The 16,687-nt window shown below is 48.6% G+C and carries 18 protein-coding genes and 2 tRNA genes; 15 read left to right on the top strand and 5 right to left on the bottom strand.

What is annotated here, in order from left to right:
- The 11 genes from MES37_RS07900 to MES37_RS07950 form a co-directional block, all read left to right on the top strand.
- Positions 1 to 456, top strand: a 456-nt coding sequence (locus MES37_RS07900) for a hypothetical protein (RefSeq protein ID WP_237930903.1), incomplete at its 5' end; no start/stop codon positions are given.
- Complete coding sequence (locus MES37_RS07905; protein ID WP_133522522.1) at positions 457 to 1,539, top strand: cysteine protease StiP family protein; 1,083 nt, start codon at positions 457 to 459, stop codon at positions 1,537 to 1,539.
- Entirely contained in the window at positions 1,539 to 2,495 is a 957-nt protein-coding gene (locus tag MES37_RS07910) for an HpcH/HpaI aldolase/citrate lyase family protein (RefSeq protein ID WP_237930906.1), read from the top strand. Before MES37_RS07905 ends, MES37_RS07910 begins: the two co-directional genes overlap by 1 nt.
- Positions 2,496 to 2,505: 10 nt before the next feature.
- Positions 2,506 to 3,729, top strand: coding sequence for a DUF4236 domain-containing protein (locus tag MES37_RS07915; RefSeq protein ID WP_237930910.1), 1,224 nt, complete (start codon positions 2,506 to 2,508; stop codon positions 3,727 to 3,729).
- Between the two features lie 2 nt (positions 3,730 to 3,731).
- Entirely contained in the window at positions 3,732 to 4,211 is a 480-nt protein-coding gene (locus tag MES37_RS07920; protein ID WP_064548120.1) for a ribbon-helix-helix protein, CopG family, read from the top strand.
- A 343-nt stretch (positions 4,212 to 4,554) separates the two neighbouring features.
- Complete coding sequence (locus tag MES37_RS07925) at positions 4,555 to 5,193, top strand: vWA domain-containing protein (RefSeq protein WP_064548122.1); 639 nt, start codon at positions 4,555 to 4,557, stop codon at positions 5,191 to 5,193.
- Positions 5,194 to 5,212: 19 nt separating this feature from the next.
- A complete protein-coding gene (locus MES37_RS07930; protein ID WP_064548124.1) occupies positions 5,213 to 5,854 on the top strand; it encodes a TerD family protein in 642 nt (213 codons plus the stop codon).
- Position 5,855: 1 nt separating this feature from the next.
- Positions 5,856 to 6,494 (top strand): vWA domain-containing protein, encoded by a 639-nt coding sequence (locus MES37_RS07935; RefSeq protein ID WP_064548125.1) that lies wholly within the window; start codon positions 5,856 to 5,858, stop codon positions 6,492 to 6,494.
- 94 nt (positions 6,495 to 6,588) lie between these two features.
- Positions 6,589 to 7,629 (top strand): TerY-C metal binding domain-containing protein, encoded by a 1,041-nt coding sequence (locus tag MES37_RS07940; RefSeq protein WP_237930911.1) that lies wholly within the window; start codon positions 6,589 to 6,591, stop codon positions 7,627 to 7,629.
- Positions 7,629 to 9,209 (top strand): PP2C family serine/threonine-protein phosphatase, encoded by a 1,581-nt coding sequence (locus tag MES37_RS07945; RefSeq protein ID WP_337927076.1) that lies wholly within the window; start codon positions 7,629 to 7,631, stop codon positions 9,207 to 9,209. Before MES37_RS07940 ends, MES37_RS07945 begins: the two co-directional genes overlap by 1 nt.
- Positions 9,210 to 9,239: 30 nt before the next feature.
- Positions 9,240 to 10,739, top strand: coding sequence for a helix-hairpin-helix domain-containing protein (locus tag MES37_RS07950; protein WP_133522516.1), 1,500 nt, complete (start codon positions 9,240 to 9,242; stop codon positions 10,737 to 10,739).
- 75 nt (positions 10,740 to 10,814) lie between these two features.
- On the opposite strand, the gene MES37_RS07955 is transcribed toward MES37_RS07950, so the two are convergent.
- The 3 genes from MES37_RS07955 to MES37_RS07965 all read right to left on the bottom strand — a co-directional run bounded on the left by MES37_RS07955 (position 10,815) and on the right by MES37_RS07965 (position 12,948).
- Positions 10,815 to 10,902 (bottom strand) — tRNA-Ser (locus MES37_RS07955).
- A gap of 166 nt (positions 10,903 to 11,068) precedes the next feature.
- Positions 11,069 to 11,156: transfer RNA gene (locus MES37_RS07960), tRNA-Ser, on the bottom strand.
- 163 nt (positions 11,157 to 11,319) lie between these two features.
- The gene (locus MES37_RS07965; RefSeq protein ID WP_237930923.1) at positions 11,320 to 12,948 is read right to left on the bottom strand and encodes an ABC transporter substrate-binding protein; all 1,629 of its coding nucleotides are present in this window, start codon (positions 12,946 to 12,948) and stop codon (positions 11,320 to 11,322) included.
- A 225-nt stretch (positions 12,949 to 13,173) separates the two neighbouring features.
- Between MES37_RS07965 and yccA the strand changes: the two genes are divergently transcribed.
- Together yccA and tusE are read left to right on the top strand one after the other, a co-directional pair.
- A complete protein-coding gene (gene yccA / locus MES37_RS07970; RefSeq protein WP_121813931.1) occupies positions 13,174 to 13,833 on the top strand; it encodes an FtsH protease modulator YccA in 660 nt (219 codons plus the stop codon).
- Between the two features lie 109 nt (positions 13,834 to 13,942).
- Complete coding sequence (gene tusE / locus MES37_RS07975) at positions 13,943 to 14,272, top strand: sulfurtransferase TusE (RefSeq protein ID WP_064548138.1); 330 nt, start codon at positions 13,943 to 13,945, stop codon at positions 14,270 to 14,272.
- Here the strand turns inward: tusE and yccX are convergent.
- The gene (gene yccX, locus MES37_RS07980; RefSeq protein WP_064548140.1) at positions 14,269 to 14,550 is read right to left on the bottom strand and encodes an acylphosphatase; all 282 of its coding nucleotides are present in this window, start codon (positions 14,548 to 14,550) and stop codon (positions 14,269 to 14,271) included. The two genes, tusE and yccX, sit on opposite strands and share 4 nt — an antisense overlap.
- 90 nt (positions 14,551 to 14,640) lie before the next feature.
- On the opposite strand from yccX, the gene rlmI reads away from it, so the two are divergent.
- Positions 14,641 to 15,831 carry a 23S rRNA (cytosine(1962)-C(5))-methyltransferase RlmI gene (gene rlmI / locus MES37_RS07985; RefSeq protein ID WP_064548142.1) on the top strand — a complete coding sequence of 397 codons (1,191 nt, stop codon included), beginning with the start codon at positions 14,641 to 14,643 and terminating at the stop codon, positions 15,829 to 15,831.
- Between the two features lie 60 nt (positions 15,832 to 15,891).
- A complete protein-coding gene (gene hspQ, locus MES37_RS07990; RefSeq protein WP_064548144.1) occupies positions 15,892 to 16,209 on the top strand; it encodes a heat shock protein HspQ in 318 nt (105 codons plus the stop codon).
- Positions 16,210 to 16,239: 30 nt separating this feature from the next.
- Here hspQ and MES37_RS07995 read toward each other — a convergent pair whose 3' ends face one another.
- On the bottom strand, positions 16,240 to 16,653 hold the full coding sequence (locus MES37_RS07995; RefSeq protein WP_121813933.1) for a CoA-binding protein: 414 nt from the start codon (positions 16,651 to 16,653) through the stop codon (positions 16,240 to 16,242).
- Positions 16,654 to 16,687 lie beyond the last annotated feature (34 nt).

The following is a 16,687-nucleotide window of genomic DNA, read 5'->3' on the forward strand; positions in this document are numbered from 1 at the left end:
ATACTTCAGAGTCTGGCCCCGTATTACGAAAGGCTGACGGGAATGCAAAGGCAAATCACGGAACTGATGGATGCCCGAGGGATCAATGCCTGGGCGCGCCTTAACTACGAGTACGACGGCGTACCGATTTATCTGGTGATGAAACACCGCGACAGCACACGCCTTGATGAACTCAATGCGATTGCCGATGAAATAGAACAATTGTTCCCAACCGATGGTTTTTATATCCACCGCAACAGTAACAATGTTGCCTGGCTACCTCATCCGGTTGAAAAAGGTCTGGCCGTGACCTGGCTTCTTGAAAAACTGCGATCTGAACGGGGGGTTTTCCCGGTGATTGGCCTCGGCGACAGCCTGAGCGACCACCGGTTCATGAAGCTATGTAGCTGGTATGGTCTGCCTCGTCAGAGCCAGTTTGCTGAAGCCATTTCACACCGTATTTTTGGAGAAAAATAAATGCAGCCTGAATTATCGACCTTCTCGGGCTCCTACTCGCCTGATGATGTGCAGTTTTTACTCCAGCCGGTGGCCATGGAAATGACGCCTGTTGATCTGAAAGAAGAACTGATCCAGTCCGGTAAAAAACATTACTCCGATATGCTGAGTCAGGAGCCTGCCCCTACACAGTGGCATCTTGACCTGTTTTCACGCGCCCTTGATATGGGCGCAGCACGGCTGGCAAAAGAGGTATCGCAGCTTGCACGGGAACTCGTTAAGCGATTTGGTGATGAGCCCATTATCCTTGCCAGCCTTGTCAGAGCCGGTGTGCCGTTGGGTGTGATGTTACAGCAGGCACTCCGGGCCATGGGGAAAAGTTCCTTTCATTACGGGATAAGTATCATCCGTGACAGGGGAATTGATACCGCTGCACTGGAATTGATCGAAGCCCGACACGGTACGCACGGCATTGTTTTTGTCGATGGCTGGACCGGTAAAGGCGCGATTACCGGCGAGCTGGTCCGTTCGCTGAAAGGTCGGAACGGGTATCCTGAACAACCGCGTCTTGTCGTGCTGGCCGATCCCTGCGGATGCTCATGGCTTGCCGCAAGCGCAGATGACTGGCTTATCCCCTTTGGCATTATGGGTGCACCCGTCTCAGGGCTTATCTCCCGCTCAGTCTGGACCGATAAAGGGCTGCACGGGTGTGTCGTCTGCGACCATCTCACTGATTATGAATGCAGCCGGATGCTGGTAGAAACCGTGGCGCGTTTCCGTGAACAGCTTGATGGTCAGGAATTACCAGCACTGGTCTGGGAGACTGAGGAAAACACCGGGTTATGGCAGCAAAGCCGAGAAGTTATTTCCAGCCTGGCAAATAATTATTCGGTAGACAGCATCAATCGAATCAAGCCGGGGATTGCAGAGGCCACAAGAGCCGTTTTACGCCGAGTGCCTGATCATGTCTTTGTCCGCTCGGTGGATGATCCCGATGTTGCACTGCTGGTTGGGCTGGCCTGGGATAAAGGTATCCCGGTGACAGAGATGGGTAACGCTATCGGCCAGTACAGGGCCGTCACAATCATTAAAAAGGTGCTCTGATGGACAAACGTCTTTCGCCCTGGAATCTGGGGGCCACGCTTTATATGCCTGCCACCCGACTGGATATTGCCGATGCTGTCCTGCACGGAAAAATTCCGGGTCTGCGCTCTCTGGTTATCTGTCTGGAAGATGCCGTCAGCGAGGGTGACATTCCTCAGGCACTGCAAAATCTCAAACGATTACTCCAGCAACTGAATGCCGCAAAAATTAACAGTGGCAATAATGAATGGCCGCTGGTATTCATCCGCCCCCGCCATCCTGATATGGGTCAATGGCTGGTTGAGAACCTTGACCTCAGTGCGATAGATGGCTTTGTGTTGCCGAAATTCACACTCTCCTCTTTGCCTGTTTGGTGGGACATCATGGCGGATACGCATTTGTGCCTGATGCCAACGCTTGAGACAGAAGAAGTTTTTGATGTCGTTCAGATGCGCGAACTGGCCACTACGCTGTTGTCCCACCCCTGCCACGCGCGAATTATTGCGTTACGCATTGGCGGGAATGACCTGATGAATGTCGTTTCACTCAGACGCCCGCGTAACCTGACGCTTTACGACAGCCCTATGGGTTATGTCATAAAAATGCTGGTTTCTGTTTTTGCCCCACGTGATTTTGCGCTGACCGCTCCGGTCTGTGAGCATATTGACGACCACGCAGTGATGGCCCGTGAGCTGTCGCTGGATATGGCTCATGGTCTGGTAGGAAAAACAGCGATCCATCCGGGGCAGATTGACGTTATTGAACAAGCGTTAATGGTTTCCCCAGGCGAACACTCAGATGCCCTGCGTATTCTTAATTCGACCCAGGCGGTTTTTAAATCCCAGGGGGCAATGTGTGAACCAGCAACCCATCGACGCTGGGCCGCAGGTATTCTGGAACGTGCCCGGGTGTATGGGCTGACATCCGAGAAAAATCCGGACGGTATCAGACTGATGCCTGTGTCTCAGCATAATTAAGGTTGTCATCATGGGATTCAGATTTCGAAAATCGATCAGCATTATTCCGGGTGTCCGGGTTAATTTGAGCAACGGCACCCCCAGCCTGAGTGTGGGTCCTCGTGGTGCGTCTGTTTCTTTTGGTAGCCGTGGAACGTATGCAAACCTGGGTGTGCCTGGGACGGGGCTCAGTTACCGTACCCGTCTGGACCGTTCTGCTCGTTCCCGAAGCGGAGGGAGTACTCAATCTGATCCGGCGTTGCATCACGCCCTCGAAGAGGAAGTGCTGGCTTTAATGTCAGCCGTACACGCGATAACCAATATCCATGAGCTGACGCCAGACATATCCACGGGCACAACACTGGCCGAACTGGAGTCTCTCTATCTGCGAAGCCTTATGGAACCCTTTCAGATACCGGCCCCGGTTCGCCCGGTTAAACCTGAAAGCCAGGCGATGCCTGCACAGCCTGAGAAAAACGAGGGGGTAGGTTTTCTTGGCAAGTTATTTGAATCTGAATCAGCTCGTACAGCTCGTCATGCTGAAAATCTTCTGCGCTGGGAGCAGGAACTGGCGGACACGGTGCGCGAAAATGCATTGCAGCTACAACGATATCAACAGCAACGAGCTGCGTGGGCAGAGCAATATGCCAACTGGCAGCATGAGGCGAATGAACACGCAGTAAAGCTGGAATCATCCCAGGCAAATGCACAGCAACAATTTTTGAGTGACAGTGCCTGGTTTGAGTCGGTTCTATCCGAAGTACTGTCACAGACTGAATGGCCGCGTGAAACTCTGGTGGCATTCGAAGTCAAACCTGAGCAATCCGTAGTCATGCTTGATGTCGATTTACCCGAGATTGAAGATATGCCTGATAAAATTTACAGCGTGAATGCCCGGGGGACCGAAATTACAGAGAAAGCCATGAGCCAGAAGGCACAGAGAGAAAATTATGCACGTCATGTGCATGGATGCCTGATGCGTCTGGCCGGTATCGCCTTCTATGCATTACCCTTCGATACGGTGATTATTTCTGGATTTACTCAACGGATCAGTAAACGCACGGGGTATCTGGAGGATGAATACATTACTTCCTGCCGGTGCAATCGTCAGGTGATGGAAAACCTTAATTTTATGGGAATACAAAATGTGGACCCCGTAGAGGCACTGAACAGCCACACTGTTATCAGAAAGATGAGCTCAACATTCATTTTTCAGCCAATTGAACCACTGACTTTGAATGCAGGCTTTAACTGAACATGCAACTTAACACCAGACAGGCACGGCTTTTTACTCTTGCCAACCTACTCGGCTCAGGAAAGCAGATCCCTGCGCACGATATCATTAACAGTCTTGATTGTTCTGAGCCGACGCTCACCCGCGCACTCAAAGAGCTCAGAGACTCCTATTCAGCTGAAATTAAATACAGTAAAGCTAACCATACTTATCAGCTGGTCAATTCGGGTCAACTGGATAAAAAAACGTTGCGTCGTATGAATGAAGTCCTCACTTTAAATGCCGAACTGAAAACCAGTAAATCGAGCGGAAGAGTGGTGCTGGACAAGGATAAGAAAACGGCTGTTTCGCTATCTTTGCGTATGAGAATTCTTCGAAAAATAGATAAACTTGCTGAACTTTCAGGGGTATCACGCAGTGAAGCTGTGGAACAAATAGCAGAAAAGGTTGTAGATGATCTTTTAAAAGAATTTATGGATAAAAAGCGTAGAGAGCATAAATAACATCTCAAAAAACAATACCTGGCCAGGAATTCTTAAACATAAGCCACGATAGCTCAGATAAATTCAACTAAATACCCCCCATTATTTGGGGGGGGTTACGATGAATTAGATTATTACAATGAGCCGCGAAAGCAGGGAATAAAAAACCACTCTTCAGGTCTCATCCCCCTATCAGAGTTATTGCGCTTCAGTGACATAAATCAAAATTAACTCGTAATCATTCCCTGCCATTTAAAGAAAACTCTCCGTCGCTTGACACTTCACAGCCAGTGTTGAGATAACTCTCTGCTCAAGAATTGAGTACATCAGTTGATACTACTTAAAATTAAAGCAGGTAAATCATATGAGAAGACTACCCGTCTACCTATTGCTCGATACTTCGGGATCGATGATGGGAGAACCTATTGAAGCTGTGAAAAATGGCGTACAAACACTGCTCACAACTCTCCGGCAAGATCCGTATGCTCTTGAAACAGCATTTATATCTGTAATTACTTTTGATTCTACTGCCCGGCAAGTTACCCCTCTCACCGACTTATTAAACTTTAAAGCTCCCAATCTCGTCGCCAATGGCACGACCGCACTGGGAGAGGCCCTTTCCCTCGCAGCAACCTGCATTGCTAATGAAGTGCAAAAAACCACTGCCGAAACCAAGGGTGACTGGCGTCCCCTGGTCTTCATCATGACAGACGGTTCCCCAACGGATGACTGGCGTAAAGGCGTTAGCGACTTTAAAACAGCAAGAACGGGTGTTGTCGTGGCTTGTGCTGCTGGTCATGGCGCTGAAACAAAAGTTCTGCAAGAAGTTACGGAAATAGTTCTTCAGCTAGACACGGCTGATTCGACATCAATTAAAGCCTTTTTCAAATGGGTTTCAGCCAGCATTTCGGTAGGCAGTCAAAAAGTGGAATCAGGTAAAAAAGAGGTCATTGGTCTTGATGACTTACCGCCACCACCGCCTGAAGTTAACGTTGTTCTCTAAAAATAATTAGGAGGGATCTATGAGCGTTAGTTTGAGTAAGGGACAAGGCGTCAGCCTGAAAAAAAATGAATTCGATTTATCCTCTGTCACTATTGGTTTGGGCTGGGATATTCACGAAGAGAAAAAAGGGTTTCTTGGCAGTCTTCTTGGCAAAAAAGAAGAAGAATACGATCTGGATGTTGTCGCGTTTCTTTGCAACGCTGAGGGGAAAGTAACCGACCTGGGAGGCATGCAAAATGGCAAACCGACTCTGGTTGGCGGCGACATTATTTTCTTTAACAGCATGAAACACCCTTCCGGGCAAATCTGGCTCACAGGTGATAACAGGACCGGAGCTGGTGACGGCGACGATGAGCAAATTATTGTTAAACTGAACACCCTCGATCCGAAATACCACAAAATTGTATTCATCGTACAAATTTATAATGGCGTTAAGCTGAACCAGCACTTTGGCAAAGTAGACAATGCCTTTATTCGTGCTGTAGATGCTCGTCATGTCGAAATGGCACGCTTTGACCTTTCTGGGGGAGCCTCGTTTACAGGCAGGCGCTCAATGCTGTTTGCGGAACTGGTGCGTGAAAGCACCGGCTGGAAGCTGACAGCCATTGGTGAGCCTTCGGACTCTGACACCTTCGTGACTCATCTGAAAGGCTATCTATGATATGAGAAGGCTACCCGTTTACCTGCTGATCGATACCTCAGGGTCAATGCGTGGTGAGTCCATTCATGCGGTTAATGTTGGCATACAGGCCATGCTCAGTGCGCTACGTCAGGATCCTTACGCGCTTGAGAGTGCACATATTGCGATCATTACTTATGACAATGAAGCCCGTGAGTTTATTCCACTGACAGCTCTTGAAGACTTCCAGTTCTCTGACATCAACGTGCCAAATGCAGGTGGCACTTTCACTGGGGCAGCACTGGAATGTTTGATCCAGTGTGTCGACCGCGATATCAGGCGCTCAGATGGCGACCAGAAAGGTGACTGGCGTCCGCTGGTGTTCCTGATGACGGACGGCGTACCTTCAGATACATACGCTTATGGCGAAGCCATCAAAGAATTAAAAAAACGCTCGTTTGGTTCAATCATTGCGTGCGCCGTCGGGCCAAAAGCTAAACATGAACCGCTGAAGCAACTGACATCCCAGATAGTGGCACTCGAAACACTGGACTCAACAGCATTTGCTGGCTTCTTTAAATGGGTGTCTGCCAGTGTCGCCTCAGGAAGCTCGAGTGCGGGTGTCACCGTCAGTCAGGATAACCTCCCTCCCCCACCTCCTGAAATTCAGCTGGTTTTGTAAATTGATGGTAAGACACTTTCGGTGTTTTGCTTTTTTTATTGCTTCAATGCGCGCAGGTTTATTACACGTAGTTTGCGCCATATAGGGTGTGATTATGAGAAGACTGCCCATCTTCTTCGTCCTCGACTGCTCAGAGTCCATGGTCGGAGAAAATTTGAAGAAAATGAATGATGGTCTGCAATTGATCGTCAACGATGTGAAAAAAGATCCCCACGCACTGGAAACCGCATGGATTTCCGTGATTGCGTTCGCCGGTGTGGCCAGAACTATTGTTCCCCTTGTTGAAGCAGCCTCTTTCTATCCTCCCCGATTACCCATCGGTGGCGGAACGAGCCTTGCAGGCGCTTTGCGGGAGTTAACCCGTCAGATTGATACTCAAGTCCGGAAAACAACAGAAGAACGTAAAGGAGACTGGAAGCCGGTGGCTTATCTCCTCACTGACGGGCGGCCCACGGACGATGTCACTGCTGAGATTAAACGCTGGAAAGAACAATACGCCCGTAAAGTTAATCTTATCGCCATTGGACTTGGGCCTTCTGCTGACCTCAATGTTCTGCGACAGCTGACGGAGAATGTTCTGTTGTTCACGGACACCCGCGAAGGTGACTTTACTCAGTTTATTAAATGGATCACTGCATCGGTTTCTGCTCACAGTCGTAGCGTCGGTGAAGAAGCCCCTCCTTTGGTTAATGCCACTGACTATATTGTTCGTCTGGCCAAAGATGAGGTTGCGCGTGCCTATGATGAGAATTGCGTTACGCTAACAGGGCGATGCAGCCGCTCCAAACGCCCTTATCTGATGAAATATGAACGCCCGGCAGTCAATCTTTCGATGCTGGATTTCAAGCTCAATATTAATAGCTTCAACCTCGCCGGATGTTTTCCGATAGATGAGGACTATTTTTCCTGGACTGACGAATCGGCATCTTCCCTTCAGGTCAATACCAGCGAACTTAACGGCGTACCCGGCTGCCCTCACTGTGGTAATGCCAGTGCATTTGCTCTGTGTACTTGTGGAAAGTTGCTCTGCGTAAACGGGCCTGACGACGTCATTTGTCCTTGGTGTGATAAAGGACTGTCGTTTAATAACGAAGGCGATCATTCAGATTTTGATGTCAACCGGGGAAGAGGCTGATGGAAAGGAATGCTAACTTATATCAGAAAGTATTATCACAGGTTCTAGAGTTTCATTCGCTTGAAACAACCGATTCAGGCCGTGTTCAATTATGCTCAGACACAGAACTTCAGGATATTTTCGATGACCTGGTCGCCCGTATTGAGAATAAAGCGGCGACTTATAAACCGGAAAATAAAGCAGAATCTGCATCCGTGGAACAACAGCTTGATGAGCCAGTGAGTCCGGATAGTCCTTCCGAAAAAGAGCGAGAACCAAATGCAGACAGCGATAAAGACTGGCAGCCTGTGCAATTCCTCTCTCTTGAATCCACGAATATTCCCCGGACGCCTTTGCCAGAGAATTCCATTTTAAAGCCAGGACAAATCCCCAGCGTAGCTGCCTTTTTTTCTGTAGAAACTTTTAAGCCTTTACCTCCGGTTGCAAAGATTAATATCGCTAATGCCCGGGCAGGGACACATTTTCATTCAGAAATAGATATTTCACTCGATAATGGCGAAGTGGCGAGTATTCAGTGCGTGGATTTTGCTAAAGAGATCGGCGTCACCTTCGACCTGACAACCTCTGCATTGACAGGAACGCCTTTAGAAAGTGGCGATATTGAAATGACCGTCACCTGGAGTCGCAGTAATGGTCAAATCCACTCTGATAAGGTGATATTTATTGTGAACCCCGATCCCCGTAGCCTTTGGAAAATAATCGATCCTCCCGCTGAGGATAAATACTTCAAAGAGAACATCGACCACAAATTGCTTCATGAACGAGATATAAGGATCGCTGCTGCCAGCCGCAGGGGGCGTTCGCATGAACATGTCGGCTCCTTCAGAGATGATGATTTTTACATATCTCATTGCCCAGACACTGGCTGGAGCATCATGCTGGTGGCCGATGGTGCCGGAAGCGCCAAAAACTCTCGACAAGGTTCCCTCATAGTCACCGACACAGTGGGTCAGTATCTGACTAAGTATTTAGGTGGCGATCGCGGGCGTGAGCTAAGTGAAATAGTCAAACGTTGGGAACAGGCAGATCAACAAAACATTGGTGCCGCGTTAACACACCAATTCCATCAGGCCTCAATCATGGCCGTCAATAATATTAAAAATGAGTCCATCGCTGCCGAGGAGTCGGTGAAATCCTATTCCACCACACTGCTCGTTGCCGTGACTTACCGCAGTGGAGATGACCTTTTCGCAGCCTCTTTCTGGATGGGCGACGGGGCGATTGCTGCCTACGGACCCACGGGGAAAGTCCGTGTGCTTGGTACTCCTGACAGCGGAGAGTATGCAGGGCAGACACGTTTCCTGGACGCCGATGCAGTTCAGGACGCTGAATTCAGTAAGCGCGTAAGCATCGGAAAGTGGAAAGACATCTCACATTTAATCCTGATGACTGACGGTGTTTCTGACCCCTTCTTCGAGACTGATAACGGTTTGTTGAAGGCCGAAAAATGGGATGTGTTGGTGAGTGAGCTATCTCCTGCTTTGAACGATATAGACAAAACGTCAGAGCAACTGGCCGAATGGCTTAATTTCTTTATTCCCGGCAATCATGACGATCGGACTATTGTCGTTTATTGGTAGCGGAACGAACCTCATCGCTGGTGGTTATTAATGGCAAATATTATTACTTGTGTGACAAAGGATGGTGAAACCGTCCAGTTTGTCGATGAAATTATTGGATCCGGTGGGATGAAGGACGTGTACTTCTCCCCAGACAAGTCATATGTCGTCGCCTTTTACAAAAAATCGCAAATCGGGCAGGCCAGAGAACGTATCGATATGATTACTGGCCGGTATCGACAAAGTATTTTTGAACAATCAGGAGGAGACTACTGGAAAGAGTTATTCTGCTGGCCAACCCATGTTGTGGAACACGAAGGTAAAATTGGTGTCGTGGTGCCGACTTATCGAAACCATTTTTTCTTTAAGTTTGGTTCAAAAAATAACGATTTCCTTGGCATCAAGGGGCGTGAAAAAGAAGGCAAATGGTTCGCAAGTGCAAATAATCAGAACAAATTTTTAGATCCTCGTGAACGCGGTAATTTGCTCAGCTACCTAAAAGTGTGCCTTTTACTGACAAGAGCCGTCAGGAGAATGCATGCGGCCGGACTCTGCCACAGTGATCTGAGCTATAAAAATGTTCTGATTGACCCGGAACAGGGACATGCCTGCATTATTGATATTGATGGTCTCGTGGTGCCCGGTAAATATCCACCTGATGTGGTCGGCACACCGGATTTTATCGCGCCGGAAGTGGTAAAAACGAGCCATTTACAGAAAGACGATCCAGCAAGGTTTCTGCCGAGTATTTCAACCGATCGCCATGCTCTGTCAGTGCTGATCTACATGTATTTGTTTTATCGACACCCTCTGCGTGGTGGGAAAATCCACGACATGGATGACGAGATGCGCGATGAATCACTTTCAATGGGTGAGAAAGCCCTATTTATTGAGCATCCTACCGATAAAAGTAACACCGTAAAACTCAATCAAGTGAGTCCTTTTTCATTACCCTGGGCTGATCCCCAAAAGATCCCTTACAACATTATGGGACCTTATCTGACGCCGCTATTCGAGAAAGCATTCATTGATGGGCTGCATACCCCTTCTGCTCGTCCTACTGCTGATGAGTGGGAAACTGCATTGGTGAAGACTGTTGATCTCATCCAACCCTGTCAGAACAAAAGCTGCGAACAAAAATGGTATGTTTTCTCCGGTAAAACAAAACCGGTATGTCCGTATTGCGGCACTGCCTATAAGGGGAAATTACCGATTTTGAATTTGTACTCTTCCCGGAAAGCGGGCAGTTATCGCCCGGACGATCATCGTTTAATGGTTTGGGATGGACAGTCACTTTTCGCATGGCACGTGAACAGACTTGTTGCCCCTAACGAACGCACGACCGAAGCTCAGAAAAAGCGTGTAGGCTATTTCGTTTTTCATAATCAGCAGTGGTGGTTGGTAAACGAAGGAATTTCCGGGCTATTGTCGTTGCCAGATAAAAAGGTTGTGGCGATTGGGGATAAACTTGAATTAACAGACGGTAAGCAATTTGTTCTTAGCCAGGAAGAAGGTGGCCGACTTATCGTTGTCCAGTTAGTTGAAAACTAATGTTGTTGTGATCACCGACGGGTAAAACAATATAAAAGCAAAAAGGGGTCGCCTTTCGGCAACCCCTTCGAATGTTGGTGGAAGCGTAGAGATTCGAACTCTAGAACCCTTTCGGATCGCCGGTTTTCAAGACCGGTGCCTTCAACCACTCGGCCACGCTTCCAACGAGGCGAACTATAAACATCCCGATACTTTCTGTAAAGTGCGATTTTGTTCGTTCGCCTGAAAAATCATCAAATCTGGTTTATTTGCGTGAAACATCGACAACCAGAAGCAAACAAGCAGAAACGAAAAAGCCCCAGCTTATTTCTAAGCTAGGGCTTGAATGTTGGTGGAAGCGTAGAGATTCGAACTCTAGAACCCTTTCGGATCGCCGGTTTTCAAGACCGGTGCCTTCAACCACTCGGCCACGCTTCCAACGAGGCGAACTATAAACATCCCGATACTTCCTGTAAAGCACGATTTTGTTCGTTCGCCTGATAAATCACCAAACCTGTGTTGTTTGAGTGAAACTCCAACAATTTGATTAGTTTAACATCACAAATCATTGCGAGATCGGCGTCCCGCAATGAAATGGGATTTAGTGTTTTTTGATGTACATATCTTTGGTGTAGTACACACCGCGGTTGTTTGGCGCGTATCCGCCGACAAACGGTTTCACTAGCTGGGCTAAGACATAGTGATAAACCGGAATGGCTGGCACATCTTCCGCCAGTTTGTCCTCAGCTTGCTGATAGAACTTACCCCGTTCCTCAACGGTGCTAGCTTTTGCCGCGTTTAGCAGTGCTTCATCGTACTGCGCGTTGCTGTATTTCGAGTTGTTCTCACTATTACCTGTACGGAAGGTATTGAGGAAGGTAGAGGCATCATCGTAATCAGCTACCCACGCATAGCGCACAACGTCGAAAGTCCCGTTGTGCATAGTATCAAGCATGGTTTTCCATTCCTGGTTTTGCAGCTTCGCTTCTACGCCCAGATTTTTGCTCCACATTGAACTGACGGCGATGGCAATCCGTTTGTGGTTTTCTGAAGTGTTGTAGAGCAAGTTAAAGCTCAGCGGATGTGAAGCATTGAATCCCGCCTCTTCCAGTAGTTTTTTGGCTTCAGCGACGCGCTTCTCGTGGCTCCAGCTCGCATATTCAGGAGATTTTATCTCCACCCCGCCGATGTTCTTCTGGCTGACAACCCACGCAGGCGTTTGCCCCTGCCCTAAAACTTTCTCGGCGATGATGTCTTTATCGAGCGCCATGTTCAGCGCACGACGTACACGTGGGTCATTGAACGGGGCTTTAGTGGTGTTGAACTCGTAATAGTAGGTCGCCAGTTTCGGCGTAACATGAACCTGGTCTGGAATGGATTTTTTGAGCGAGCCAAATTGCGTTTGCGATAAGGTATAAACAATATCAATCTCACCTGCTTTATAACGATTGATGTCTGCCGTTTCTGAAGCGATAGGCAAATAAGTCACTTTATTAATAACGGTGTGGCTGTCGTCCCAGTATTGTTTGTTACGCTCGCCGATCACTTTCTCGTTCACTACCCATTGCGCCAGTGTATAAGCACCGCTGCTGACGAAATTACCCGGCTGCGTCCATTTATCACCAATCTTCTCAACCACTGCTTTGTCGACAGGCACCATAGACGGGTGCGCCATCATGGCAAGAAACGCAGCTGTGGGTTGAGTCAGCGTAACTTGTATCGTGGTGGCATCAAGAGCCTTAACCCCCAGCGTATCAGGTGACTGCTTTCCAAGTGCGATATCCGCAGCGTTGGCGATGTGCATCCCACCGGGATAACTGGCATAAGGTGATGCTGTTTTCGGGTCAACCAAACGCTGCCAACTCCAGACCACATCTTCAGCGGTTATCGGCTCACCGTTAGACCACTTAAGGCCGGGGCGAAGATGGAACGTCCAGATAGTGTTGTCCTTCTCCTCCCATCGTTCAGCTAGTCTCGGCTCAATCGAACCGTCGTTACGCACAGACACCAGCCCATCAAAAAAATCGCTAATGATGTTAAATTCAACGTCACTTTCGACTTTATGAGGATCAAGCGAGGCAGGTTCACTGCCATTGTTACGCACCAATTCTTGTTTTGCAGCCAGTTCCGTACCCGCGGGTACGTTCGCGGCCCACGCCCCAGAAACTGCGCTAGCCAATCCAATAGCGATAATCGATTTAATAAAAATGTTGTGGTTATTAGCTTTCATTACACACGCCTTATTTGAGTTATTAACGACGGTACGGTTAACACTCTTAGCAACAGTATTAATTTAAGCAATAATTTTCAGCCACATATAAGTGAATTTTATGACGTATGTCCGGTCTGTTATGCAAATAAGGCAAGGTAAAGATGGGTAAAAGGGCTTTCTTGCAATAAAGGAGACTATTATTCTCAGCCACTATAACCACCTGCCATAAGAGAGAGTTTCTGAATGGATCGCATAATTACTTCCTCGCGTGACCGTTCGTCACTGCTGAGTACCCACAAGGTACTGCGTAATACCTATTTCCTGCTCAGCCTGACGCTGGCATTTTCTGCGATTACCGCAACCGCCAGCACCGTGTTGATGCTGCCATCTCCGGGCCTGATTTTGACGCTGGTCGGCATGTATGGTCTGATGTTTTTAACCTACCGTCTGGCTGATAAACCAACGGGCATTCTGGCAGCATTCGCGTTCACAGGCTTCCTGGGTTATATCCTCGGGCCGATGCTTAACTCATATATTTCCGCCGGTATGGGCGATGTGATTGGCATGGCGTTGGGTGGTACCGCGTTGGTGTTCTTCAGCTGTTCGGCGTATGTGCTGACCACCCGTAAGGATATGTCCTTCCTCGGCGGCATGCTGATGGCGGGTGTCGTTGTTGTCTTGGTCGGTATGGTTGCGAATATCTTCCTGCAATTACCTGCCCTGCACCTGGCAATTAGCGCGGTGTTCATCCTGATCTCATCCGGCGCCATTTTGTTTGAGACCAGCAACATCATTCGTGGTGGCGAAACTAACTATATTCGCGCAACAGTGAGCTTGTATGTTTCTCTGTACAACATCTTTATCAGCCTGTTGAGCATTCTGGGCTTCGCAAGCCGCGATTAATCATCGGTTGTGGTGCCAATAAAGCCTCGCTTAATCGCGGGGCTTTATTTTTTCTGACACCTTAAAATTTGCTACACTGCGGCCAGTTTGTCTGGAGCAAAGAATAATTATGTTGATGTTTGAAGGCCGAGAAATCGAAACCGATGCCGATGGTTATCTGAAAAATAGCCACGAGTGGAGCGAGCCGCTTGCCGAAGTGATTGCGGCAAACGAAGGCATTACGCTGGCAGTAGAGCACTGGGAAGTAGTGCGCTTCGTACGCGAATTTTACCTGGAATTTAATACTTCTCCGGCTATTCGTATGCTGGTCAAAGCGATGGCGAATAAATTCGGCGAAGAGAAAGGTAATAGCCGCTATCTATACCGTTTGTTCCCGAAAGGGCCGGCCAAACAGGCGACAAAAATTGCCGGTCTGCCAAAGCCGGTGAAGTGTATTTAGTAGCGAATACTAAAGTCTGTCCATTGGCGGTCGGGTTGGTGAGGCTCAGTCAGCACTTTATCAACCCGGGCACTGCGCGGCCCTCCTGCTTTTAGCCACGCGACAAGTTTTTCAACCTGTGGTGCATCACCGCAGGCTAATACCTCAACGCTACCATCATCCATGTTACGGGCATAACCGGTTAAACCCAGTTTTAGTGCCTCACGTTGTGTGCTGTAGCGAAAACCAACCCCCTGAACCAGGCCGTGGACCCAGGCAAGTGTGCATACTGTGGTCATAACTTCCTCCGTTTCGGGTTCTTACGTTGCATTTAGCCGGTGTTAACCGGAAAATGACGCCCAAATCTTAGCAAGAAAGCATAGCAAATTATGAGTGTACGTTTAGTGTTAACCAAAGGGCGCGAAAAATCGTTATTGCGCCGTCATCCGTGGGTGTTTTCTGGTGCCGTCGCACGTATGGAAGGCAAAGCTAATCTCGGCGAAACAATTGATGTTGTCGACAGCCAGGGAAAATGGTTGGCACGTGCCGCCTATTCTCCTTCTTCGCAAATCCGTGCGCGCGTCTGGACTTTTGATGCCAACGAAAACATTGATATTGCCTTCTTCACTCGCCGTTTGCAGCAAGCGCAGCAGTGGCGCGAATGGCTGGCGACTCGCGATGGGTTAGACAGCTATCGTTTGATTGCCGGCGAATCTGATGGCCTGCCAGGTGTGACGATTGACCGCTTCGGTAATTTCCTTGTACTGCAATTGCTGTCCGCTGGGGCAGAATACCAACGCCCTGCTCTGGTCGCTGCACTGCAAAATCTCTATCCAGAATGCGCTATCTATGACCGCTCAGATGTTGCGGTGCGTAAGAAAGAAGGCATGGAATTGACGCAAGGCCCAGTGAGCGGTGAATTGCCACCTGACTTGTTGCCAATCGAAGAACATGGCATGAAGCTGCTGGTTGATATTAAAGGTGGCCATAAAACTGGTTACTACCTTGATCAGCGCGACAGTCGCTTTGCGACTCGCCAGTATGTGAAAGATAAGCGTGTGTTGAACTGCTTCTCTTATACCGGTGGTTTTGCAGTTTCCGCACTGATGGGCGGATGTCAGCAGGTTGTCAGTGTTGATACCTCTCAGGATGCTCTGGATGTTGCAAAGCAAAACGTTGAGCTGAACAAACTCGACCTGAGCAAAGCCGAATTCGTGCGTGATGATGTGTTCAAACTGCTGCGCAAATACCGCGATCTGGGTGAGAAGTTCGACGTTATTATTATGGACCCACCTAAGTTTGTCGAAAACAAGAACCAGCTGATGGGCGCTTGCCGGGGTTATAAAGATATCAACATGCTGGCAATCCAGTTGTTGAATCCGGGTGGCATTCTGATGACGTTCTCCTGCTCAGGTTTAATGACGACAGATTTATTCCAGAAAATCATTGCCGATGCCGCCGTAGACGCCGGGCGTGATGTACAATTTATAGAGCAGTTCCGTCAGGCCGCCGATCACCCCGTGATCGCCACCTATCCGGAAGGGTTGTATCTGAAAGGGTTTGCCTGTCGCGTCATGTAACTTGAAAAGCAGGAAGTTGCCCGCACATTAATTGCAGGTAATGTTTCTCAGGAGGTGACTATGATTGCCAGCAAATTCGGCATTGGCCAGCAAGTAAGACATTCTTTGCTGGGATATCTGGGAGTGGTGGTCGATATCGACCCAGAGTACTCTCTGGATGAACCCGCAGAAGATGATCTGGCCGACAATGATGCCCTCCGTCGTGCACCCTGGTATCATGTAGTAATGGAAGATGATGATGGCCAGGCAGTGCACACCTATCTTGCTGAAGCCCAGTTAAGTGGGGAGTCACAAGACGAGCATCCCGAACAACCGTCAATGGATGAATTGGCGGCTTCGATACGGCAACAGCTTCAGGCACCTCGCCTGCGTAATTAGCAAAAACCCCGCAATTGCGGGGTTTTTTAATTATTTAGCCAGGCCTAAGCGAGGAATTTCGATTGCCGGGCATTTGTCCATCACCACGTTTAAACCGGCATCCTGTGCCAGCACGGCAGCCTGCTCATTGATGACGCCTAACTGCATCCACAACGTTTTTGCACCGATAGCAATAGCTTCTCTCGCAACTTCCCACGCAGCCTCTGAATTTCTAAAGACATCGACCATATCCACTTTCTGTGGAATATCTGCAAGAGATCCATAGCCTTGCTGCCCCAACAGCGTTTTACCGGCCACTTTTGGTGACACGGGAATCACTTCGTATCCTTGATCCAGCAAATATGCCATCACCCGATAGCTTGGGCGATCTGGTTTATCACTGGCTCCCACCAGTGCAATTGTTCGGGTGCTTTTTAAAATAGTTTCGATATCTGCCTGTTTCATCACACTCTCCGCTGGGACTTCGTTATCAAAAGTG

Source organism: Buttiauxella sp. S19-1 (genome assembly GCF_022134725.1).
In the GTDB taxonomy this organism is placed as follows: domain Bacteria; phylum Pseudomonadota; class Gammaproteobacteria; order Enterobacterales; family Enterobacteriaceae; genus Buttiauxella; species Buttiauxella ferragutiae.